The 21,328-nt window shown below is 70.5% G+C and carries 20 protein-coding genes and 1 riboswitch; of the genes, 6 read left to right on the top strand and 14 right to left on the bottom strand.

Annotated features, from left to right (window positions below):
• Window positions 1–46: 46 nt before the first annotated feature.
• Window positions 47–172, top strand: a riboswitch (adenosylcobalamin (AdoCbl) riboswitch).
• Between the two features lie 3 nt (window positions 173–175).
• Window positions 176–1,306 carry a Nickel transporter NicT gene (gene nicT, locus KDK95_RS02890; RefSeq protein ID WP_212516394.1) on the top strand — a complete coding sequence of 377 codons (1,131 nt, stop codon included), beginning with the start codon at window positions 176–178 and terminating at the stop codon, window positions 1,304–1,306.
• Between the two features lie 40 nt (window positions 1,307–1,346).
• On the opposite strand, the gene KDK95_RS02885 is transcribed toward nicT, so the two are convergent.
• The 12 genes from KDK95_RS02885 to uvrA all read right to left on the bottom strand — a co-directional run bounded on the left by KDK95_RS02885 (window position 1,347) and on the right by uvrA (window position 15,789).
• A complete protein-coding gene (locus KDK95_RS02885; RefSeq protein WP_212516393.1) occupies window positions 1,347–2,489 on the bottom strand; it encodes a DUF2332 domain-containing protein in 1,143 nt (380 codons plus the stop codon).
• A gap of 26 nt (window positions 2,490–2,515) precedes the next feature.
• The gene (locus tag KDK95_RS37330; protein ID WP_084316689.1) at window positions 2,516–2,851 is read right to left on the bottom strand and encodes an RNA polymerase-binding protein RbpA; all 336 of its coding nucleotides are present in this window, start codon (window positions 2,849–2,851) and stop codon (window positions 2,516–2,518) included.
• Between the two features lie 149 nt (window positions 2,852–3,000).
• On the bottom strand, window positions 3,001–3,228 hold the full coding sequence (gene secG / locus KDK95_RS36670) for a preprotein translocase subunit SecG (protein ID WP_212516392.1): 228 nt from the start codon (window positions 3,226–3,228) through the stop codon (window positions 3,001–3,003).
• A 105-nt stretch (window positions 3,229–3,333) separates the two neighbouring features.
• Window positions 3,334–4,119 carry a triose-phosphate isomerase gene (gene tpiA, locus KDK95_RS02870; protein WP_307844103.1) on the bottom strand — a complete coding sequence of 262 codons (786 nt, stop codon included), beginning with the start codon at window positions 4,117–4,119 and terminating at the stop codon, window positions 3,334–3,336.
• Window positions 4,120–4,123: 4 nt separating this feature from the next.
• The gene (locus KDK95_RS02865; protein WP_212516391.1) at window positions 4,124–5,320 is read right to left on the bottom strand and encodes a phosphoglycerate kinase; all 1,197 of its coding nucleotides are present in this window, start codon (window positions 5,318–5,320) and stop codon (window positions 4,124–4,126) included.
• 100 nt (window positions 5,321–5,420) lie between these two features.
• On the bottom strand, window positions 5,421–6,446 hold the full coding sequence (gap, locus tag KDK95_RS02860) for a type I glyceraldehyde-3-phosphate dehydrogenase (protein ID WP_212516390.1): 1,026 nt from the start codon (window positions 6,444–6,446) through the stop codon (window positions 5,421–5,423).
• 190 nt (window positions 6,447–6,636) lie between these two features.
• The gene (whiA, locus tag KDK95_RS02855; RefSeq protein WP_212516389.1) at window positions 6,637–7,635 is read right to left on the bottom strand and encodes a DNA-binding protein WhiA; all 999 of its coding nucleotides are present in this window, start codon (window positions 7,633–7,635) and stop codon (window positions 6,637–6,639) included.
• 165 nt (window positions 7,636–7,800) lie between these two features.
• Window positions 7,801–8,730, bottom strand: coding sequence for a gluconeogenesis factor YvcK family protein (locus KDK95_RS02850; RefSeq protein WP_212516446.1), 930 nt, complete (start codon window positions 8,728–8,730; stop codon window positions 7,801–7,803).
• 74 nt (window positions 8,731–8,804) lie between these two features.
• Window positions 8,805–9,704: an RNase adapter RapZ gene (rapZ, locus tag KDK95_RS02845; protein ID WP_212516388.1), complete on the bottom strand. Its 900-nt coding sequence runs from the start codon at window positions 9,702–9,704 to the stop codon at window positions 8,805–8,807.
• Window positions 9,705–9,808: 104 nt separating this feature from the next.
• Window positions 9,809–12,046, bottom strand: a complete 2,238-nt coding sequence (gene uvrC / locus KDK95_RS02840) for an excinuclease ABC subunit UvrC (RefSeq protein WP_212516387.1) — start codon at window positions 12,044–12,046, stop codon at window positions 9,809–9,811.
• A gap of 100 nt (window positions 12,047–12,146) precedes the next feature.
• Window positions 12,147–12,596, bottom strand: a complete 450-nt coding sequence (locus KDK95_RS02835; RefSeq protein WP_212516386.1) for a Rieske (2Fe-2S) protein — start codon at window positions 12,594–12,596, stop codon at window positions 12,147–12,149.
• 322 nt (window positions 12,597–12,918) lie between these two features.
• Window positions 12,919–15,789 (bottom strand): excinuclease ABC subunit UvrA, encoded by a 2,871-nt coding sequence (uvrA, locus tag KDK95_RS02830; RefSeq protein WP_307844100.1) that lies wholly within the window; start codon window positions 15,787–15,789, stop codon window positions 12,919–12,921.
• Between the two features lie 195 nt (window positions 15,790–15,984).
• Here uvrA and KDK95_RS02825 point away from each other — a divergent pair, with 195 nt between their 5' ends.
• The 4 genes from KDK95_RS02825 (at window position 15,985) to KDK95_RS02810 (ending at window position 18,299) form a co-directional block, all read left to right on the top strand.
• Window positions 15,985–16,758 (top strand): maleylpyruvate isomerase family mycothiol-dependent enzyme, encoded by a 774-nt coding sequence (locus KDK95_RS02825; RefSeq protein ID WP_212516385.1) that lies wholly within the window; start codon window positions 15,985–15,987, stop codon window positions 16,756–16,758.
• A 34-nt stretch (window positions 16,759–16,792) separates the two neighbouring features.
• Entirely contained in the window at window positions 16,793–17,446 is a 654-nt protein-coding gene (locus tag KDK95_RS02820) for an MBL fold metallo-hydrolase (protein WP_212516384.1), read from the top strand.
• A gap of 219 nt (window positions 17,447–17,665) precedes the next feature.
• Complete coding sequence (locus tag KDK95_RS02815; protein ID WP_212516383.1) at window positions 17,666–18,085, top strand: hypothetical protein; 420 nt, start codon at window positions 17,666–17,668, stop codon at window positions 18,083–18,085.
• Window positions 18,086–18,089: 4 nt separating this feature from the next.
• The gene (locus KDK95_RS02810; RefSeq protein ID WP_212516382.1) at window positions 18,090–18,299 is read left to right on the top strand and encodes a hypothetical protein; all 210 of its coding nucleotides are present in this window, start codon (window positions 18,090–18,092) and stop codon (window positions 18,297–18,299) included.
• A gap of 75 nt (window positions 18,300–18,374) precedes the next feature.
• On the opposite strand, the gene KDK95_RS02805 is transcribed toward KDK95_RS02810, so the two are convergent.
• On the bottom strand, window positions 18,375–18,815 hold the full coding sequence (locus KDK95_RS02805) for an Lrp/AsnC family transcriptional regulator (RefSeq protein ID WP_372463253.1): 441 nt from the start codon (window positions 18,813–18,815) through the stop codon (window positions 18,375–18,377).
• 25 nt (window positions 18,816–18,840) lie between these two features.
• Window positions 18,841–20,238 carry a transaminase gene (locus KDK95_RS02800; protein ID WP_212516380.1) on the bottom strand — a complete coding sequence of 466 codons (1,398 nt, stop codon included), beginning with the start codon at window positions 20,236–20,238 and terminating at the stop codon, window positions 18,841–18,843.
• Window positions 20,239–20,387: 149 nt separating this feature from the next.
• Between KDK95_RS02800 and KDK95_RS02795 the strand changes: the two genes are divergently transcribed.
• The gene (locus tag KDK95_RS02795; protein WP_212516379.1) at window positions 20,388–21,317 is read left to right on the top strand and encodes an aldo/keto reductase; all 930 of its coding nucleotides are present in this window, start codon (window positions 20,388–20,390) and stop codon (window positions 21,315–21,317) included.
• Window positions 21,318–21,328: the final 11 nt, after the last annotated feature.

The raw sequence follows: 21,328 nt of genomic DNA, 5'->3' as shown, positions 1-21,328 counted from the left end.
CGGTGCCAGGCAGTACGATGCACCCTGCCCCGGCCCTCGCCGGGGCCGCGCGCGGAGAGCGAAGCCGGTGTGAATCCGGCACTGTCCCGCAACGGTGATCCCTGTTCCCGGGGAAGTCCGGTCGCCTCTCGGCGCGCGCACGCTCAGCCAGCCTCGATGGAAGGATTGGCCCGCGATGCCTCGCGCCCAATTGCCCGCGCCCGCGCCCGGAATCCCCTCGCCCCGACGGCGTTCCCTGGTTCACGCCCTCGAGCCCCGCGAATGGGGCCGCCTCGGCCTGATCGCCCTGGTAGTTCTCGCGATCAACGGCTCCGGCTGGGGCATCTACGTCTTCACGGTGATGCCGCATCACTTCGCGTACGCGAAACTCGGCGTGGGCCTCGGCGTGGCCGTCACCGCGTGGACCCTCGGCGCCCGGCACGCCTTCGACGCCGACCACATCTCGGCGATCGACAACGTCACCCGCAAGCTGATGTCCGACGGCGAGCGCCCGATCGCGGTCGGCTTCGTGTTCGCCCTCGGCCACTCCAGCATCGTCGTCGCGGTCGGCGTCGGGATCACCGTCGCGGCTAAGGCCGTGTTCGGCGCTCTCGTCGACCCGAATTCGACCTATGAGACGCTCGGCGGCACCATCGGCACGATCACGGCGGCGGGCTTCCTGTACCTGATCGCCGCGCTGAACCTGGTCGTGCTGGCCGGGATCGCCAAGGTGTTCAAGCAGATGCGGCGCGGCGACCTCGACGAGGAGGAACTGGAGAGGCAGCTCCAGGCCCGCGGGCTGATGTGGCGCTTCTTCGGCCGCTTCATGCGCTCGATCACGAAGACCTGGCAGATGTACCTCGTCGGCTGCGCCTTCGGCATCGGATTCGACACCGCGACCGAGGTCGTGCTGCTCGCGGCCACGGCGTACGCGGCGACCAGCGGCCTGCCGTTCTACGCGGTCCTCGCGCTGCCGCTGCTGTTCTCCGGCGGCATGACCCTGTTCGACACGCTCGACGGCTGCTTCATGAACTTCGCCTACGGCTGGGCCTTCGCGAAACCGGTCCGCAAGGTCTACTACAACCTCGTGATCACGGGGCTGTCGATCGCCGCCGCGTTCATCATCGGCACGGTCGAGATGCTCGGCGTGCTGACCGGCGAGCTGCACCTGTCCGGCGGATTCTGGGACTACATGGCGGACTTCGACATCAACCGGGCCGGATTCACCATCGCCGGCCTGTTCGCGGCGACATGGATCGCGGCCGTGCTGGTGTGGCGGTTCGGGAGGATCGAGCACCGCTGGACGAAGCAGGAGACCGCGGACTAGCCAGACCAGCCCGGCAGCGGCAAACCGGCCGGCGGCGCGATCAGCCCAGCGGACGCGGAGCCCAGTCGAGCCACGCGCCGTGCATTCCGGCCGCACCGAGGCGGAAGAGCCGCTCGCGGCCGCCGAGGTAGACGACCGCGCCCAGCACCTCGTGCACGTCCTTGCCTTCGGGCGCAGCCGGATCGGGCTCACCGCTGAACAGGCCGAGTCCGATCCGGTGCGCCTCCTTGATGATGAACACCAGGTCGCGCCGCGCACCGAGCTCGCGGACCAGCCGGACGAGCTCCTCGCGGCCCTCCGGGCTCCAGTGCGGCAGGCTGTTCGAGACGAAGACGCACGGGATCGCGTTGTCCGCCACGGAATCCACGGCGTCCGCGAGGATGCGCACGGCGTCGCCCTTGCGCAGGCGCACCGGCCGTCGCGCGGCGTGCGCCAGGGCCGCTTCGAGCCGGGCACGGCGCTCGGCGTGCTCGGGCCACACCAGGGCGCGCAGCCAGGCGCACGCCTCGGGATCGGTCGGGCTGAGCGGATTCAGGTCCAGGCCGACGCGCGAGGAGACGCGCAGCGGCTTGGTGACGAAGGGCGCGAGCTGTTCCGGCCTGCACGAGCCGTGGATCGGGCAATGCAGCGCGGGAACGCCGTCAGCGGACGCCTCGCCGCCCTCCAGCACCGTGCCGTCGGCGAACTCGTAGCGGAAGTCGTAGCGGTCCGCGTGCAGCAGCAGGCCGGCGCTGGGGCCGATCTCGATCAGCCCCAGCGGGCGCCGCGTCGTCGCCTGCACCCAGCCGAAGGCGGGCAGCAGCTGCGCGCTGCGCTGCACCTCGTTCGTCTGCGTCTCGCCGTTCGCCAGCAGCGGATCGATCTCCGCGCGGTGCGCGGCGACGAACTCGGCGAAGACCTTCGGAAGGTTTTCATCCGGCTCCCGAGAACCGCCCAGCGACGGGTAGTACTCCGCCAGGGACTCGTTCGGGTGATCGAACAACACCCGGTGCACCGAGGCGAGGAGCAGGTTGGGGATGCGCTGCCGGTGCGGCGCCTGGCCGAGCACCTCGAGGAAGTAGCCGCGCGCGGCCAGGTCGTCCGAGACGTACTGGGTAAGCGCCGTGTAGAGCGGGGAGCTCTCCCGCACCTCGCGATCGATGAAGATCTCGAACCTGCGCGTGGTCTCGTCCCAATCCGCCATGGGCCGATTCTAGGCGGCGCGGGAGCTCAGATCTCGCCGCGCAGCTTGGCCAGCGCCTCGGCCAGGATGGCCTCGCCGTCCTCGTTGCTGCGCCGCTCGCGCACGTACGCGAGGTGCGTCTTGTACGGCTCGGTGCGCGGCGGAGCCGGGGGGTTGTCCCGGTCCGGACCGGCCGGGAAGCCGCAGCGCGGGCAGTCCCAGCTCTCCGGGATCGCCGCGTCGCTGGCGAAACTCGGCCGGGTCTCGTGCCCGTTGCAGCAGTAGAAGGTGATCCAGACGCGCGGCGCGGTGTCGCCCCGCTCGGCCTCGCCCATCGGGCCGGCGCCGACCCGGCTGCCGCGAATCGCGTTGCCACTAGCCACTTTTATCCGTCTCCCTGCCGCAGACCGCGTAGTGCTCCACCGTCGCCGTACAAAAGGCGCGATGCACCAGTGTACGAGCGTTAGGTCAGACGCGGGTGCGCATCCCCCCGGTTCCGCCCGATATCGGAGCGGATTCGCCCGGATCTGTCCTACTTGTAGGCGATTCCGATGCCGACGATGCAGGCGAGCCAGATCACCGAGAGCACGATCGTGATGCGGTCGAGGTTCTTCTCGACCACCGAGGAACCGCCGTGCTGCGAGGTGAAACCGCCGCCGAACATGTCGGAAAGACCGCCGCCCTTGCCCTTGTGCAGCAGGACGAACAGGATCAGCAGCAGGCTGGTGATACCCAGGATGATCTCAAGGGTGAGGATCACGGGGCGCTTCTCTCTCGGTGGACGGCCGGCGGTTGCCGCGGCGTGCGGCAACCGCCTCAGATTACCTGGTCCGGCGGGTGCGAGACCAGTAGCCGTCTCTCATGGTCAGGCGACCGCGGTGTCCCGGTAGCGCACGATCCGGACGAAGTCCTCGGGGTCCAGCGAGGCGCCGCCGATCAGCGCGCCGTCCACGTCCTTCTCGGCCATGATGCCGGCCGCGTTGGAGCCCTTGACGGAGCCGCCGTACAGGATGCGGACGGCGTCGGCCGTCTCGGCGTCGTACAGCTCGGCGAGCTTCGCCCGGGACGCGCCGATGACCTCCTGCGCGTCGGCCGGGGTGGCCACCTCGCCGGTGCCGATCGCCCAGACCGGCTCGTAGGCCAGCACGGACTTGCGCAGCTGCTCGCCGGTGAGGCCCGCGATCGATCCGGTCAGCTGCTCGACGCAGTGCGCGACGTGCTCGCCGGACTGGCGTACGTGCAGCTTCTCGCCGAAGCAGATGATCGGGGAGATCTCGTGCTTGAGCGCGATCGCCGCCTTGGCCGCGACCTCGGCGTCGCTCTCGCCGTGGTACTCGCGCCGCTCGGAGTGCCCCACGATGACGTAGTCGCACTTGAGCTTCGCCAGCATCGCGGCCGAGATCTCGCCGGTGTACGCGCCCGACTCGTGCTGCGAGACGTCCTGGGCGCCGTACTTGATCTTGAACTTGTCGCCGTCCACCAGCGTCTGGATCGAGCGCAGGTCGGTGAACGGCGCGAGCACCGCCACCTCCACCGCCGCGAAGTCCTTGTCGTTGAGGGCGTAGGCGATCTTCTGAACGTGGGCGATGGCCTCGAAGTGGTTGAGGTTCATCTTCCAGTTGCCCGCCATCAGCGGGGTGCGCGTGCTCACTTACTCAGCCTTCCAGAACGGTGATGCCGGGCAGGGCCTTGCCCTCGAGGTACTCCAGCGACGCGCCGCCGCCGGTGGAGATGTGGCCGAACGCGGCCTCGTCGAAGCCGAGCGCGCGCACGGCCGCGGCCGAGTCGCCGCCGCCGACGACGGTGAAGGCCGGGGAGTCGAGCAGGCCCTGCGCGACCGCCCGGGTGCCGCCCGCGAAGGCGTCCATCTCGAACACGCCCATCGGGCCGTTCCAGAACACCGTGCGCGCGTCGGCGAGCTTCGCGGCGAACAGCTTGCCGGACTCGGGGCCGATGTCCAGGCCCATCCGGTCGGCCGGGATCGCGTCGGCCGCGACGACGTCGTGCGCGGCGTCCGCGGCGAACGCGGTGGCGGCGACGATGTCGACCGGCAGCACGATCTCCACGCCCGAGTCCTTGGCCCGCTCCAGGTAGCCGACCACGGTCTCCAGCTGGTCCTGCTCGAGCAGCGACTTGCCGACCTCGTGGCCCTGGGCCTTGAGGAAGGTGAAGACCATGCCGCCGCCGATCAGGATCCGGTCGGCCTTGTCCAGCAGGTTGTCGATGACGCCGAGCTTGTCGGAGACCTTCGAGCCGCCGAGCACGACCACGTAGGGCCGCTCGACGTCCTCGGTGAGCTTCTTGAGCACGCCGAGCTCGGTCGTGATCAGCCGGCCGGCGGCGCTGGGCAGGTCCTCGGCGATGTCGTAGACCGAGGCGTGCCGGCGGTGCACGGCGCCGAAGCCGTCCGAGACGAAGAAGTCGGCGAACCTGGCGAGCTCGTCGGCGAACTTCCCGCGCTCGACGGCGTCCTTGCTGGTCTCGGCCGGGTTGAACCGGACGTTCTCGAGCAGCGCGATCTCGCCGTCCCGCAGCGCCGCGACGGTCTCCCGCGCGGAGGGGCCGACGGTGTCGGTGGCGAACGCGACCGGCTTGCCGAGCAGCTCGCCCAGGCGGACCGCGACCGGCGCGAGGGAGAACTTGGCGTCCGCCTCCGGGTCGACGCCCTTCGGGCGGCCCAGGTGCGCGGTCACGATCACCTTGGCGCCGCGCTCAAGCAGCGCCTGCAGCGTCGGGACCGAGGCGCGGATCCGGCCGTCGTCGGTGATGCGCGTGCCGTCGAGCGGGACGTTCAGGTCGGCGCGCACCAGGACGCGCTTGCCGGCGACGTCGAGGTCGTCAATCGTCTTCATCTGTAACCCTCTGAAGTGAGAATGCTTCAATCCGACGAAGGCCCGCACGACCGGTGAGGTCGTGCGGGCCCGCAGTGCTACATCAGGCTGCGTGCGACGGTCAGAGACCGGCGCCGACGTGCGTGATGAGGTCGATGAGGCGGTTCGAGTAGCCCCACTCGTTGTCGTACCAGCCGACGACCTTGACCTGGGAGCCCTGGGCGATGGTCAGGGTGGAGTCGAAGATGCAGGAGGACGGGTCGGTCACGATGTCCGAGGAGACGATCTCGTCCTCGTTGTACTTCAGGAAGCCCTTGAGCTTGCCCTCCGACGCGGCCTTCTTGAACGCGGCGTTGATCTCGTCCTTGGTGGCCTCGCGGGAGAGGTTCACCGTCAGGTCGGTCACCGAGCCGGTGGGGACCGGCACGCGCATGGCGAAGCCGTCCAGCTTGCCCTTGACCTCGGGGATGACCAGCGAGATGGCGCGCGCGGCACCGGTAGAGGCCGGGATCACCGAGAGGTTCGCGGCCCGGGCGCGGCGCAGGTCGATGGTGCCCTTGCGGGTCAGCGCGATCTGGTCCTGCAGCTGCTGCTCGGTGGTGTAGGCGTGGACCGTGGTCATCAGGCCCTGCTCGATGCCGAACTCGTCCAGCAGCACCTTGACCAGCGGGGCCAGGCAGTTGGTGGTGCACGAGGCGTTCGACAGGACGTGGTGCGTCGCCGCGTCGTACTCGTCGTGGTTCACGCCCATGACCAGGGTCTTCGCGTCGCCGGTGGCGGGCGCGGAGATGATGACCTTCTTCGCGCCGGCCTCGAGGTGCTTGGCGGCGTCGTCGGCGTTCGTGAACAGGCCGGTGGACTCGACGACGACGTCGACCGCCAGCTCCTTCCACGGCAGCGCCGCCGGGTCGCGCTCGGCGAGGACCTTGATGGCCTTGCCGTTGATGACCAGGGAGTCCTCGGTCGCCTCGACGGAGCCCGGGAAGCGGCCCAGGACGGAGTCGTACTTGAGGAAGTGAGCCAGGATCTTCGGGCTGGCGAGGTCGTTGATGCCGACGATCTCGATGTCGGCGCCCGACGCCGCAGTGGCCCGGAAGAAGTTACGGCCGATACGGCCGAAGCCGTTGATGCCAACGCGAACGGTCACGAAGGTCTCCTCTTTCGAGCACCTTGTACGAGGGCCCCATTGCCGCCGCCGTGGTGCATGTGATTCCGACTACATTCAGTCTCAACCTACAGGCAGGCACACCGGCTCGACCACCCGGCCCGGCATGTGGAATTACCCGCTGGTAGCAAGCATGTTTCCGGCTGGTTGAATCTTGTGCGCCCACGAAACGTCAGACGTCGGCGACCCCGGCCGCGGCGAAAAGCTCCGGCGTCAGGCAGGCCTCGGTCCCCGGAATGCCGAGGTCTGTGGCACGGCGGTCGGCGAGGGCCAGCAGCCGGCGGATCCGTCCGGCGACGGCGTCCTTCGTCAGCGGCGGGTCGGCGAGCGCGCCGAGCTCCTCCAGCGAGGCCTGCCGGTGCTCCAGGCGCAGCCGCCCGGCGAGCGCCAGATGCTCCGGCGCGTTCTCGCCGAGGATCTCCAGCGCCCGGCCCACCCGCGCCCCGGCGGCCACCGCGGCCCGCGCGGAACGGCGCAGGTTGGCGTCGTCGAAGTTCGCGAGCCGGTTCGCCGTCGCCCGCACCTCGCGGCGCATCCGGCGCTCCTCCCAGGCGAGCACCGAGTCGTGCGCGCCCAGGCGGGTGAGCAGCGCGCCGATCGCGTCGCCGTCGCGCACCACGACCCGCTCCACGCCGCGCACCTCGCGGTTCTTCGCACCCACACCGAGCCGGCGGGCCGCACCGACCAGGGCGAGCGCCGCCTCCTGCCCGGGGCAGGTGATCTCCAGCGCGCTGGAGCGGCCGGGCTCGGTCAGCGAGCCGTGCGCGAGGAAAGCGCCGCGCCACGCCGACTCGGCGTCGCACACGGAACCGGCGACGACCTGCGGCGGCAGCCCGCGCACCGGGTGCCCGCGGCCGTCCACCAGGCCGGTCTGCCGGGCCAGCGCCTCGCCGTCGCGCACCACCCGCACCACGTAGCGGCTGCCGCGGCGCAGACCGCCGGGCGCGATCACGCCGAGCTCTGAGGTGTGCCCGTAGATCTCGGAGATGTTCTTGCGCAGCCGGCGCGCCGCCGCGGCCGCGTCCAGCTCGGCCTCGATCACGATCCGGCCCTGCACCAGGTGGATCGATCCGGCCAGGCGCAGCAGGGTCGCGGTCTCGGACTTCCGGCAGCACGGCTTGACCACCGTGAGCCGGCTCAGCTCGTCTTTGACCGCCGCGGTCATCGCCATGGCTACGCGGCCTCCTATCGGTACAGGGCGGGATGGGCTGCCATCCAGGTTAACGGTCAGTGACCACCCCGGGGCCCGGATACGCCCCTGGATCACCGGCAGGGATGACCCACGGACGGATCATTAATCGGATTCTCGGCCCGGAGCGCCGCCGCCGGGAAGCGGTCAGGCGACGGCTCCGGTGCGCGCGCCCGCGAAGATCGCCGCGATGGCCGCGGCCAGCCGGACCGGGTCGTGGTACGGCTGCTCGCCGCCCGCCGCGACCGCCGCCGTGTACACCTCGGCGCCGACCGAGGCGGCGACCTCCTGGAGCTTGCGCTCCTCGTGCGGCTCGCGCAGCGAGGACGGATCGACCAGCACCGCGTCCAGCCGTAGCTCCGGCGCGTGCGCCGCGAGCACCTCGACGTGGTCGGCCGGGGTGAAGCCGTCGGTCTCGCCGATCTGCGGCCCGAGGTTGAGCACCAGCAGCCGCTTGGCGTCGGTGCGCAGCAGCGCCCGGGCCAGCTCCGGCACCATCAGGTGCGGCAGCACGCTGGTGAACCAGCTGCCGGGGCCGAGCACGGCCCAGTCCGCCTCGTCGATCGCCGCGACCGCGTCCGGCACGGCCGGCGGATCCTGCGGCAGCAGCCGGACGCTGAGCACCTCGCCGGGTGTCTTCGCCAGCGAGTGCTGCCCGCGCACCGTGCTCACCCGCAGCGGGTGCCCCGGGTCCACGCCGCGCACCTGCGCCTCGATCTCCAGCGGCACGGCCGCCATCGGCAGCACCCGGCCGCGCGCGCCGAGCAGCCGGCCGACCCAGTCAAGCGCCGCGACCGGCTCGCCGAGCTCCTCCCACAGGGCGGTGATCAGCAGGTTGCCCAGGGCGTGCCCGGACAGGTGGCCGGAGCCGCCGAAGCGGTGCTGCAGCGCCTTCGCCCAGGTCCGGCCCCACTCGTCGTCCCCGCAGAGCGCCGCGAGCGCCATCCGCAGGTCACCGGGGGGCAGGCCGCCGAGCTCCTGCCGGATCCGGCCGCTGGACCCGCCGTCGTCGGCCACCGTGACGATCGCGGTGAGCCGGTCGGTCAGGGTTCGCAGGGCCGAGAGGCAGGCATGCATGCCGTGCCCGCCGCCGAAGGCGACCACCCGCGGAGCGCCGTCGCCCTGCGGGGCCTTGCCGTCTCGCTGTTCGCTCACTCACGCCCTACGTCCCGGTGGACCACCGTCGTGTCCACGCCGTCGCTGCTCAATCGCGCCGCGAATTGCTCGGCCATCGCGACGCTCCGGTGCTTCCCGCCGGTGCACCCTACCGCGAGGGTCACGTAGCGCTTGCCCTCCTTGCGGTACCCGGCGGTGATGATCCGCAGGGTCTCGCTGTAGGACTCGAGCAGCTCCTTGGCTCCGGGCTGGGCCAGCACGTAGGCGCTCACCTCGCGGTCGAGGCCGGTGCGCGGGCGCAGCTCGGGAATCCAGTGCGGGTTGGGCAGAAAGCGTACGTCGAGTACGAGGTCTGCGTCCACAGGCAACCCGTACTTGAAGCCGAAGGACATCACCGTGGCGCGCAGCCCGCCCTCGCCGTTCTCCCGGCCGAAGGCGGCCTCCAGCGTCGCGCGCAGCTCGTGCACGTTCCGGCTGGAGGTGTCGATCACCAGGTCGGCCTCGCCGCGCAGCTCGCGCAGCAGGTCCCGCTCCAGCTTGATGCCGTCGGTGATCCGGCCCTCGCCCTGCAGCGGGTGCGGCCGGCGCACGTTCTCGAAACGGCGCACCAGCACGTCGTCCGCCGACTCGAGGAAGACGATGCGGTGCCGAAGGCCGGTGGCCTCTATGTGGGAGAGCGCCTCGTGCAGGTGCTCGAAGAAGGAGCGGCCGCGCACGTCCACGACGACGGCGATCCGGGGCACCGAGCCCTGGGTGCGGGCGGCGAGGTCCACCATCGTGGCGATCAGGCTCGGGGGAAGGTTGTCGACCACGAACCAGCCGAGGTCCTCGAGGACCTTGGCGGCGGTGGAGCGGCCGGCGCCGGACATCCCGGAGATCACCACGAGCTCCGGCGGCTCCGGCGAATCGGGTGCCTCATCGACCTCGTCGTTCATCGTGAACCGCCTTTCCCCCGGAACGCTTCGCTGTCCATGGTCTCCGCCCCGCGCGCGAGCCGGTCGCGCGCCGGCCCGCGCCCCGAGTCTATGTCCCTTTCTATTCAGTTTCCGCCATCTTCCAGAAGCTCACCGGTCGCTGTGTTGACCGCCGCCGGACGGCTGGAGGAACGGGAGCGCTCGGCGATCGCCTCGTGCAGCGCGGCGGCCGTGGCCGCTCCGATCCCGGGCACCGCGGCGAGCTCCGCGGCGCTCGCGGCCCGCACCGCCTTGACCGAGCCGAAGTGCTTGAGCAGCGCCTTGCGCCGCACCTCGCCGAGCCCCGGGATGCCGTCCAGCAGCCCGCCGGCCGTCATCGCCTTCGAGCGCCGCTGCCGGTGGAAGGTGATCGCGAACCGGTGCGCCTCGTCCCGGACGCGCTGGAGCAGGTAGAGCGCCTCGCTGGTGCGCGGCAGGATGACCGGGTCCTGCTCGCCGGGCAGCCAGATCTCCTCCATCCGCTTCGCGATCCCCGCGACGGCGACCTCCTCGATGCCCAGCTCGGCAAGGGCCCGTGCCGCCGCGGCCACCTGCGGCGCACCCCCGTCGACGAGCACGAGCTGCGGCGGGTAGGCGCTCCGGCTGAGCGGCTTGTCCTCGCGCGCGGCGGATGAGGCTTCGTTGCCGGTGTCGAAGGTGGTATCGGCGTCGACGTCGGTGTCGGTGTCGAAGGTGGTATCGGTGTCGGTGCCCTTGCCGTTGCCGTTGCCGGTATCAGTATCGGCGCCGGCGCCGGCGCCGGTGCCGGCGTCGGTATCGGTGCCAACGTCGACGGTCTCCCCTCCGTTCTCAGCGTCTTCCGGCAGGGTGTCTTCTTCCAGCGGTGACTCGGCTTCCAGCGCAGAACTTGTGGGCCTGTTATCTTCGAGCTCCGCGTCCGGCAGCAGCGCCTCGCCCGACTTCGCCGCGTCCGCGAGATACCGCTTGAACCGGCGGCTGATCACCTCGTGCATGGACCGGACGTCGTCCTGCCCCTCGACCGTCTTGATCGTGAAGCGGCGGTACTCCGACTTGCGCGGCAGCGCGTCCTCGAACACGACCATCGACGCCACGACCTCGGCGCCCTGCGTGTGCGAGATGTCGTAGCACTCGATGCGCAGCGGCGCCTGGTCCATGCCGAGCGCCTCGGCGATGTCCTCCAGCGCCTGCCCGCGAGTCGTCAGATCCGACGCCCGCTTGGTCTTGTGCAGCGCCAGGGCCTGCTTCGCGTTGCGCTCGACGGTCTCCATCAGCGTCCGCTTGTCGCCGCGCTGCGGCACCCGCAGCTCGACGCCGTAGCCGCGCAGGCCGGCCAGCCAGGCCTGGACCGCCTCGGCGTCCTCCGGCAGCGCGGGCACCAGGATCTCCCTCGGCACCGCGTCCGGCTCCTGGTCGCCGTAGAGCTGCTGCAGGAACTGGCCGACCAGGCCGCCGGTGTCGATGTCCTCGACCTTCTCCACGACCCAGCCGCGCTGGCCGCGCACCCGGCCGCCGCGCACGTGGAAGACCTGCACCGCGGCCTCGAGCTCGTCCTCGCAGATGCCGACGACGTCCGCGTCCGTGCCGTCGCCGAGCACGATCGCGTTGCGCTCCATGGCCCGCTGCAGCGCGCCGAGGTCGTCGCGCAGCCGGGCCGCCTTCTCGAACTCGAGCCCGGCGGCGGCCTGCTTCATCTCCTGCTCGAGCCTGCGGATGAATCCGGCGGTCTGCCCCGACATGAAGGTGCAGAAGTCCTCCGCGACCTTTCGGTGGTCCTCGGGGCTGATCCGGCCCACGCACGGCGCCGAGCACTTGTCGATGTACCCGAGCAGGCAGGGCCGCCCGGTCAGCGTCGCGCCGCGGAAGACGCCCTGCGAGCAGCTGCGCATCGGGAAGACGCGCAGCAGCGCGTCCACGGTCTCCCGGATCGCCCAGGCGTGGGCGTACGGGCCGAAGTAGCGCACGCCCTTGCGCTTGGGCCCGCGCATCACCTGAACCCGCGGGAACTCCTCGTTGAGGGTCACGGCGAGGCTCGGATAGGACTTGTCGTCCCGGTACTTGACGTTGAACCGCGGCTCGAACTCCTTGATCCAGGAGTACTCGAGCGCGAGCGCCTCGACCTCGTTGGCGACGACGGTCCACTCGACGGAGGTCGCCGTCGTGACCATGGACTGCGTGCGCGGATGCAGCGAGGTGAGCGGCTGGAAGTAGTTCGACAGCCGGGAGCGCAGGTTGACGGCCTTGCCGACATAGACGACCCGGCCGTACTGGTCGCGGAACCGGTAGACCCCGGGCTGGGTCGGAATCGTGCCGGGGGCGGGGCGGTAGGCCGTCGGATCGCTCACGGTGTCAGCCTACGGCTTCGCACCGACAGGCGGTCCCGGGCCCGCGGGTGCGCGCCCGTGGCCCGGGACCGTGGTCGACCTGATCCGGTGGGGGTGGTGATCAGGCCCCGTATGTGATGGTGGAGCCGGCGACCGTGACGGTCTTCGAGGCGAGCGGCGAGGTGGCCGGGCCGGTGATGACGGATCCGTCCTTCGCGCTGAACTGGGAGCCGTGGCACGGGCACTGGATGACGTTGTTCTGCACGGACGACACGGTGCAGCCCTGGTGCGTGCAGATCGCCGTGAACGCCTTGTACTCGCCGGCGCTCGGCTGCGTCACCACGACGTTGTTCGTGGTGTCGATGTAGCCGCCGTCGACCGGCACCTTCGAAGAGGCGACAGTGGAGGACGAGCCGCCGGCCGCAGTCTGCGCGGTCGAGCCCTGGGCGGTGCTGTTGGAACTGCTGCAGGCCGCGGCGGTGACGCCCACACCGGCGACGGCGACACCGAGCGCGGTGGTGCGCAGCACGGTACGGCGGTCGGCGGCGGCGGGCTGGGACTGTTCGGCCATGTCGTTAGCGCTCCTTGGATCTCGGATGTGCGCAGCCCGGCACGCGGCTTGCCCGTGTCGTCCGGTATGCACACCTTCGACGCGCCAGCGTACCCGGCCCCGGTGTGGATCGCGGGACCAGGGCCCGGTACGGCGACGCCCTTCACGGCCAAGTCACGGAGCGCGCCGACGGGCGGTTCAAGGTCGCCGGTTAAGAATTTCCTGAGCGGGGCGGTCTTCCCGTCCGAATCTATACAGGTCGGGGCGTTTCGGGCGCGGTCGGGGGCACGGGCTCGGGCTCCTCATACCGCCAAAGGGCGGCCGGGGCAGCGAGGGGTCTCGGTCAGCCGAGCAGCTCCTTGAGGAAGCGGCCGGTGTACGAGTCGGGGTGCGCGGCGATGCGCTCCGGGGTGCCCTCGGCGACGACCGTGCCGCCGCCTCGGCCGCCCTCCGGGCCCATGTCCACGATCCAGTCCGCGGTCTTGATCACGTCGAGGTTGTGCTCGATGACGATCACCGAGTTGCCGGTGTCCACCAGCCGGCCGAGCACGCCGAGCAGCTTGCGGATGTCCTCGAAGTGCAGGCCCGTGGTCGGCTCGTCGAGCACGTACACGGTCCGGCCGGTGGAGCGGCGCTGCAGCTCGGAGGCCAGCTTGACGCGCTGCGCCTCGCCGCCGGAGAGGGTGGTCGCGCTCTGGCCGAGCCGGACGTAGCCGAGGCCGACGTCGTTGAGCGTGCGCAGGTGCCGGGCGATGCCCGGGATCGCCTCGAAGAACTCGACCGCCTCGGCCACCGGCATGTCCAGCACGTCCGAGATGGTCTTGCCCTTGTAGTGCACCTCGAGGGTCTGCTCGTTGTACCGCTTGCCGTGGCAGACCTCGCAGGGCACGTAGACGTCCGGCAGGAAGTTCATCTCGATCTTGATCGTGCCGTCGCCCTGGCAGTTCTCGCAGCGCCCGCCCTTGACGTTGAAGGAGAAGCGGCCCGGCAGATAGCCGCGCACCTTCGCCTCGGTGGTCTCCGCGAACAGCCGCCGGACGTGGTCGAACACGCCGGTGTAGGTCGCCGGGTTGGACCGCGGGGTGCGGCCGATCGGCGACTGGTCCACGTGCACGACCTTGTCGAGGTGCTCGACGCCGTCCACCCGGGTGTGCCGGCCCGGAACCTTGCGCGCGCCGTTCAGCTCGCGCGCCAGGTGGGTGTAGAGGATGTCGTTGACCAGCGTGGACTTGCCGGATCCGGAGACGCCGGTGACCGCGACGAAGCAGCCGAGCGGGAAGCTGACGTCGACGTCCTTGAGGTTGTGCTCGCGCGCGCCGTGCACCGTCAGCATCCGGTCGCGGTCGATCGGGCGGCGCTGCTGCGGCACCTCGATGCGCATCCGGCCGGACAGGTACGCGCCGGTCAGCGAGTCTTCGGATTCGAGCAGGTCGGACACCGGGCCGGAGACGACGACGTGGCCGCCGTGCTCGCCCGCGCCGGGACCGATGTCGACGACCCAGTCGGCGACCTTGATGGTGTCCTCGTCGTGCTCGACGACGATCAACGTGTTGCCGAGGTTGCGCAGCCGGACCAGGGTCTCGATCAGCCGGTGGTTATCCCGCTGGTGCAGGCCGATCGAGGGCTCGTCGAGCACGTACAGCACGCCGACCAGGCCCGAGCCGATCTGTGTGGCCAGCCGGATGCGCTGCGCCTCGCCGCCGGCCAGGGTGGCCGAGGCGCGGTCCAGCGAGAGGTAGTCGAGGCCCACGTCGACCAGGAACTGCAGCCGCTCGTTGACCTCCTTGAGCACCCGCGCCGCGATCTGCGCCTCGCGCTTACTCAGCTTGAGGTCGCGCAGGAACTGCGCGCACTCGCCGACCGGCATCGCGGCGACCTCGGCGATGGAGCGGCCGCCCTCGGTGTACTCGCCCTTGGTGCGCCCGCCGAGGGTCGCGGCGAGCACCAGCGGCTTGAGCCGGGTGCCCTTGCAGGCCGGGCAGGGCGCCTCGCGCATGTACCCGGCGTGCCGCTCGCGGGAGCTGTCCGACTCGGCCTCCGCGTGCCGCCGCTCGATCCACGGGATGACGCCCTCGAAGCCGGTGGAGTAGCTGCGGGTGCGGCCGAAGCGGTTGGTGTAGCTGACCGTCACCTTGTGGTTGTGGCCCTGCAGGATCGCCTTGCGGGCCTTGGCCGGGAGCTTCTTGAACGGCGTGTCCATGTCGAAGCCCAGCTCGCCGGCGAGGCCCTCGAGCAGGTGGCCGAAGTAGTCGTTCGCCTGCCCGGAGCCGGACCAGGGGGCGATGGCCCCCTCGTTCAGCGTCATCTCCGGATCCGGGATGACCAGCTCCTCGTCGACCTCCATCCGGATGCCCAGGCCGGTGCACTCCGGGCAGGCGCCGAACGGCGAGTTGAAGGAGAACGAGCGCGGCTCGAGCTCCTCGAAGGACAGGTCGTCGTACGGGCAGTAGAGGTGCTCCGAGTACATCCGCTCGCGCTGCGGGTCGTCCTCGGGCAGGTCCACGAAGTCGAGCGTGATCATGCCGCCGGCCAGCCGCAGCGCGGTCTCGATCGAGTCGTTCAGCCGGCGCTTGGCCGACTCCTTGACCGCGAGCCGGTCGATGACCACCTCGACGGTGTGCTTCTCCTGCTTCTTGAGCGTCGGCGGCTCGGCGAGCTGGATCACCACGCCGTCCACCCGGGCGCGGCTGTAGCCCTTGGCCTGCAGCTCCTTGAACAGCTCGGCGTACTCGCCCTTGCGCTCGCGCACCACCGGGGCGAGCACCTGGAAACGGGTGCCCTCCTCGAGCTCGAGCACCCGCTCGACGATCTGCTGCGGGCTCTGCCGGGTGATGATCCGCCTGCACTCGGGGCAGTGCGCCCGGCCGGCGCGCGCGTAGAGCAGCCGCAGGTAGTCGTAGACCTCGGTGATCGTGCCGACCGTCGACCGGGGGTTCTTCGAGGTCGACTTCTGGTCGATCGAGACCGCCGGGGACAGGCCCTCGATGAAGTCGACGTCCGGCTTGTCCATCTGGCCGAGGAACTGGCGCGCGTAGGCCGACAGGGACTCGACGTAGCGCCGCTGGCCCTCGGCGAAGATCGTGTCGAACGCGAGCGAGGACTTGCCGGAGCCGGAGAGCCCGGTGAAGACGATCAGGGCGTCCCTCGGCAGGTCGAGGGAGACGTCCTTGAGGTTGTGCTCCCGCGCCCCCCGCACGATCAGCTTGTCCGCCACTGCTCTGCTCCCTGGGTGTTCTCGGTCACTGGCCTGCGGCGATTCCCCGTCCCCCGGCAGCGCGAGGCCGAGGAGAAACCACCTCGCTCCATCGTAGGCGGGCCCACCGACAGAAATGTGCCGTCCGGTCGAACCCGGGCGCCCGGCGGGAGCCGAGCGTGGCGGCGCGGGCCCCGGATACGCCAGAGTAGAGCCATGGCAACCGACCCGAGCGGCATCCCCGTGCCGGATCCGACCGAGACCCTCGCCCGGGTCGTCGAGTCCACGGCCCAGCTGATCGCCACCGCCGAGCAGTTCGACGACGCGGCCGTGCGCGAACCCTCCCTGCTCCCCGGCTGGACCCGCGGCCACGTGCTCACCCACGTGGCGCGCAACGCCGAGGCCGTAGGCAGACTGCTGACCTGGGCGGCGACCGGCGAGGAGACGCCGATGTACGCCTCGCCCGAGGCCCGCGACGCCGAGATCGAGGCGGGCGCGGGACGTACCGCGGCCGAACTGCTGGCGGACGTGCGCCTGACCGGCGAGCACTTCGCCGTGCAGGCGGCGCGGCTGACCGAGGAGCAGTGGCAGAACGAGATCATGGGCCGCCGCGGCGGAAAGCAGCAGGCGGGGTGGCTGCCGTGGTGGCGGCTCGAGGAGATCCTGATCCACCACGTCGACCTGAACGTGGCCTACTCCCCCGCGCACTGGCCGGAGTACTTCACCGAGCCGGAGCTGCAGATGATCGCCGCGCGGTTCTCCAACCCCGTCTTCACGCCGGAGTCCCCGGCGTTCCGCCTGCTCTCGGAGGACGAGGACGGCACCGACGACCGCGTATACGGCGTTCTCTGCGCCCCCGAGGACGCCGGGGTCCCGATCGTCCGCGGCCCGTCGGCCGCGCTCGTGGCGTGGCTGATCGGCCGCAGCAACGGCGACGGCCTCAACGTGGAGCCGCACGGCCCGCTGCCCCAGCCGCCGGCGTGGAAGTAGGAGCGGTGGAGAAGCAGAGCTCGGGAGCAGAGAGATGAACTACCACGGAAACGTCACCGTCGGCGGCGCCCCCGACGTGCGCGAACTGGCGGAACTGGTCATCACCAAGGTCGCCGTCGGCCCGTATGACAACAACGCCTACCTGCTGCGCTGCCGCTACACCGGCGACCAGTTGCTGATCGACGCCGCCAACGACCCCGAGACCCTGATCCGCCTGGTCAACGGCTCGCTGGCGAAGGTCGTGACGACCCATCAGCACGGGGACCACTGGCAGGGCCTGGCGGACCTCGTCGAGGCCACCGGCGCCGAGACCCTGGCCGGCCGCCTGGACGCCGACGGCATCCCCGTCCCCACCCGCACCCTCGTGGACGACGGCGACGAGATCACCTTCGGCGACGCCCGGCTGCGCGCCATCCACCTCGTCGGCCACACCCCCGGCTCGATCGCCCTCCTCTACGACGACCCCAAGGGCCATCCCCACCTGTTCACCGGCGACTGCCTGTTCCCCGGCGGCCTCGGCAACACCCAGAAGGACCCTGAGCGGTTCGCGTCCCTGTACGAGGGCGTCGTCAGCAAGATCTTCGATGTTCTTCCTGACGAGACGTGGGTCTACCCGGGCCATGGGAAGGACACGACGCTCGGAGCCGAGCGACCGTACCTGGATGCGTGGCGCGAGCGGGGCTGGTAGGGGGAGCTGAGCCGGCTCCGAACACGCTGCACCGTGAATCAGCACTACAGAGCGGCACCGCGGATCTGCGTGGTGCCGCTTTCTGCTGGCGTTCGTGAATGCGAAGTAGCCCGGTCAGCCGTCAGCGCGGGTGAGATGCGGCGGTTCCCGAGATCGTGGAAAAGGGCACGGGGAAACCCTGCCGCCGGACCGCACACGACGCCGAGCAGGAGACCGATCATGGACCCCGAGATCACCACCTCCGTCGAGCGCCCAACGGCGGGGTCCGGCCAGATCGAGGCGAGGCTGACGCTCTCGGAGCTGCGCGGTCTGCTGCGCGAGGCAGCAGCGTACGAGCGCGCCCAGCGTCCGGTCGTGGTCCAGGAGGCGCCGACGCGGTTCAACACGACCGCGCACGAAGGCGTGGACATCCACATCCCGCCGCTCCCGCCGCCTGCCGAGCCCGAGATCGTCACCGTGTTCGTCGACCGCCCGCACAACATCTGGCCGCTGCTCTTCATGGTCTCCGGATGCCTCGGACTCGCCGCATGTGCCGCAGCCGCCGCCACCGGCAGCCAGTACGCGCTGCTCGCGTTCTTCGCCTCGGTCGCTGTCTGGGGCGCGAGCGCGTACCAACTCGTCTTCAATCGGAGGGGATAGCCCCATGGACCGGCCGAAGTTCGTCGATCATCCTGAGCCGAACATCGTGCTACGCGGCGGACCACTCGACGGCGGCCGCGCTCGCGTCCACAACTGGGAGGCGGTCACGCTCGATGCCGGGAGCGAGCGGTGCGTGTATCGGCCGAACGGTCAGCTGGATACGGAGTACCCGACGTTGAACGTCTACGTCTTCGATCACATCGAGACTGATTGACAGCGTTCTGCCAGGCGCGGCGTCTCGACCGCGGGCCTCTGGCAGAGCCGAGGGCGGCACGCCCGACCTCGTCCCTTACGGCACGTCCCAGACGAACCGGTGCGTGTGGATGCCGAAGTACGTGAACGTCTCCACGTGCGTGACTCCCGGCACGGCCTTGATGCGGTCGTTGACCACGGCGAGGAGCTCGGCGGGGGTGTGGCAGACGACTTCGACGAAGAGGTCGAAGGCGCCTGCCGTGAGGACTACGTAGATGACTCCTTCGCAGGCGGAGATGGCGTCGGCGGCGGCTCGGATGTCGCCTTCGGCGCGGACGCCTAGCATCGCCATGGTCGGCAGGCCCAGGGCGATGGGATCGGTTACGCCTACTACGCGGACTACGCCGGTGTCGATGAGGCGCTGGACTCTGGCGCGGGCGGCGGGGGCGGAGAGGCCTACGGCCGGGCCCAGGTCGGCGTAGGACACTCTTCCGTCGTGTTGCAGCGCCCGCAGGATCTGCTTGTCGGTGTCGTCCAGGCGCGGGGTGGTCATGGGGGCGAGGCTATCGGGTGGCCTGGGTGGGGACGAGCTCGGCGACGGCGGCGGCGAAGTGGCGGGTGTGCAGGTCTACGTCCTGCTCGGTGGTCGCCGGGGACATCAGGGCCATGTTGTGGAACGGCGTCATGAGGATGCCGCGGTTCGCGAGGTAGGTGTGCAGGTAGTCGTCGAGCTCTTGGTCGTGCACGGCGGCGGCCTCGGTGCCGGTGCGCGGGGCCGGGTCGGCGAAGCGGTATTCGACGCGCGCACCGAGCCTGGTGACGGACCAGGGGAGTTTGTTCTTCGCGATGACGCCGGCGACGCCTGCCTCGAACCGCTCGGCCAGGGCGTGCATGTGGTCGAAGGCCTTGTCGGTGAGGACTTCGCCGAGGGTGGCGCATACGGCGGCGATGGAGAGGGCGTTGCCGGCGAGGGTGCCGCCGACGCCGCCCATGTCGACGAGGTCGAGGTCTTCGCGGCTGAGCAGGCGGTCGGCCAGCTCGGCGGACAGGCCGTAGGCGCCTGCGGGGATTCCGCCGCCGATGGCCTTGCCGATGGTGATGATGTCGGGGTTCAGGCCCCAGGTCCTGGTCGCGCCGCCGGGGCCCGCGCAGAAGGTGTGCGTCTCGTCGATGATCAGCAGGGTGCCGTACCGGCTGGTCAGCTCCCTGACCCCGTCGAGGTAGCCGGGCTCGGGCAGCACGATGCCGATATTGGTGAGCGCGGGCTCCATTAGCACCGCCGCCACGTCGCCGTGCGCCAGTTCGCGCTCGAGGCCTTCGAGGTCGTTGAACTCGGCGACGCGGCTGGTCTCGGTGACCGCGACCGGCGCGCCGACGTTGCCGGGGCGGGGCACGCCCTCGGTACCGGGCTCGGTGACGATCAGTGACTCGTCGACGGAGCCGTGGTAGCAGTAGCTGTTGACCAGGATCTTCGGGCGGTCGGTGACGGCGCGGGCGAGGCGGATGGCCCAGCGGTTGGCGTCGGTGGCGGTCAGCGAGAAGGACCAGCGGGGCAGCCCGAAGCGGCTCGCCAGGTGCGCGCCGGCGGTTTCGGCCTGTTCGGTCGGCAGCATCACGGCCAGGCCGCCGAGGTCCTCCACGCGCCTGCGCACCGCCTCGGTGACGGCGGCGGGACTGTGGCCGGCCATCGAGCCGGTGTCGCCGAGCGAGAAGTCGACGTACTCGTGGCCGTCGATGTCGGTCACGTGCGCGCCGCGGGCGGTGGCGAGGTAGAGCGGGAAGTGCGCGGACGTCTTGTTCATCCACGTCATCGGCACGCGGCCGAAGAGCGAATCGGCGCTCCGGTACGCCGCCGCGGAGCGCGGGTTGCGTTCGGCGAACTGCGCCTGCTCGAGTTCCAGCAGCGTGCGGAGCCGGGCGCGGTCGACGCCGCTGACGCCGGGGACGACGGATGTGGACATTCGGAGGTACCTCCTCGGGGCTGATGCGAGGAAGCTACCAATGAATCGAAAGTTCAACAAGGCCCAGACGAACGAATCTTTCGTAGGGGCGGGAGGTTGCGGGCCGAGGGTGGGGGAACAAGTGCCCCTGGGCGCTTGTTGGCGCTGACATGAGCAAACTCGGTACCACTGACCTCGATGTGTACGGGCTCTGCCTCGGCGGGAACGTCTTCGGCTGGACGGCGGACGAGGCGTCCTCGTTCGCCATCCTCGACGCCTACGCGCAGGCAGGCGGCAACTTCATCGACACGGCCGACGCGTACGGCCACCGGGTGAACGGCGAGGGCGGATTGTCCGAGGAATTGCTCGGGCGCTGGTTCGCCTCGCGCGGCAACCGCTCCTCGATCGTGCTGGCCACGAAGGTGGCGGCGAAGAAGAACCGCCCGGGTCTGGGCGCGGCGAACATCCTCGCGGCGGCCGACGAGTCGCTGGCGCGGCTCGGCACGGACTACATCGACCTCTACTACGCGCACCGTGACGACCCGGAGGTGCCGCTGGAGGAGACGCTCGGCGCGTTCGACGAGTTGGTGCGCGCGGGCAAGGTCCGGTACATCGCCGCCTCGAACTACACAGCGCCGCGGCTGGCCGAGGCGCTGGCCGTCTCGGAGCGCGAGGGGTTCGCGCGGTACAGCGCGCTGCAGAACCACTACAACCTGCTGGAGCGTGCCGAGTACGAGGCGGACACGGCACCGTTCCTGGCGCAGGAGTCGATTCCGTCGCTGCCGTATTTCGGGCTGGCTCGCGGCTTCCTGGCCGGCAAGTACCGTCCGGGCGTGGAGGTCGAGTCCGTGCGTGCCGAGGGCGTGGCGAAGTACCGGGACGAGCGCGGTTACGCGACGCTCGCTGTGCTGGACGAGGTCGCTGCGGCGCACAAGGTCCCGGTGGCGTCGGTGTCGCTGGCGTGGCTCGCCGCGCAACCGACCGTGGCCGCGCCGATCGCCTCGGCGCGGACGGTCGATCAGCTGGCTGAGCTGCTGCCGAGCGTGGGACTTACGCTTTCCGCGGAGGAGATCGCGGCTCTGAACAGCGCGTCGGCCTGATCGGCCGGCGC

The organism is Actinospica acidithermotolerans, from assembly GCF_018139625.1.
Taxonomy (GTDB): Bacteria; Actinomycetota; Actinomycetes; order Streptomycetales; family Catenulisporaceae; genus Actinospica; species Actinospica acidithermotolerans.
Note: the sequence above shows the minus strand (reverse complement) of the source record. Positions and strands in the feature narration are given on the sequence as shown.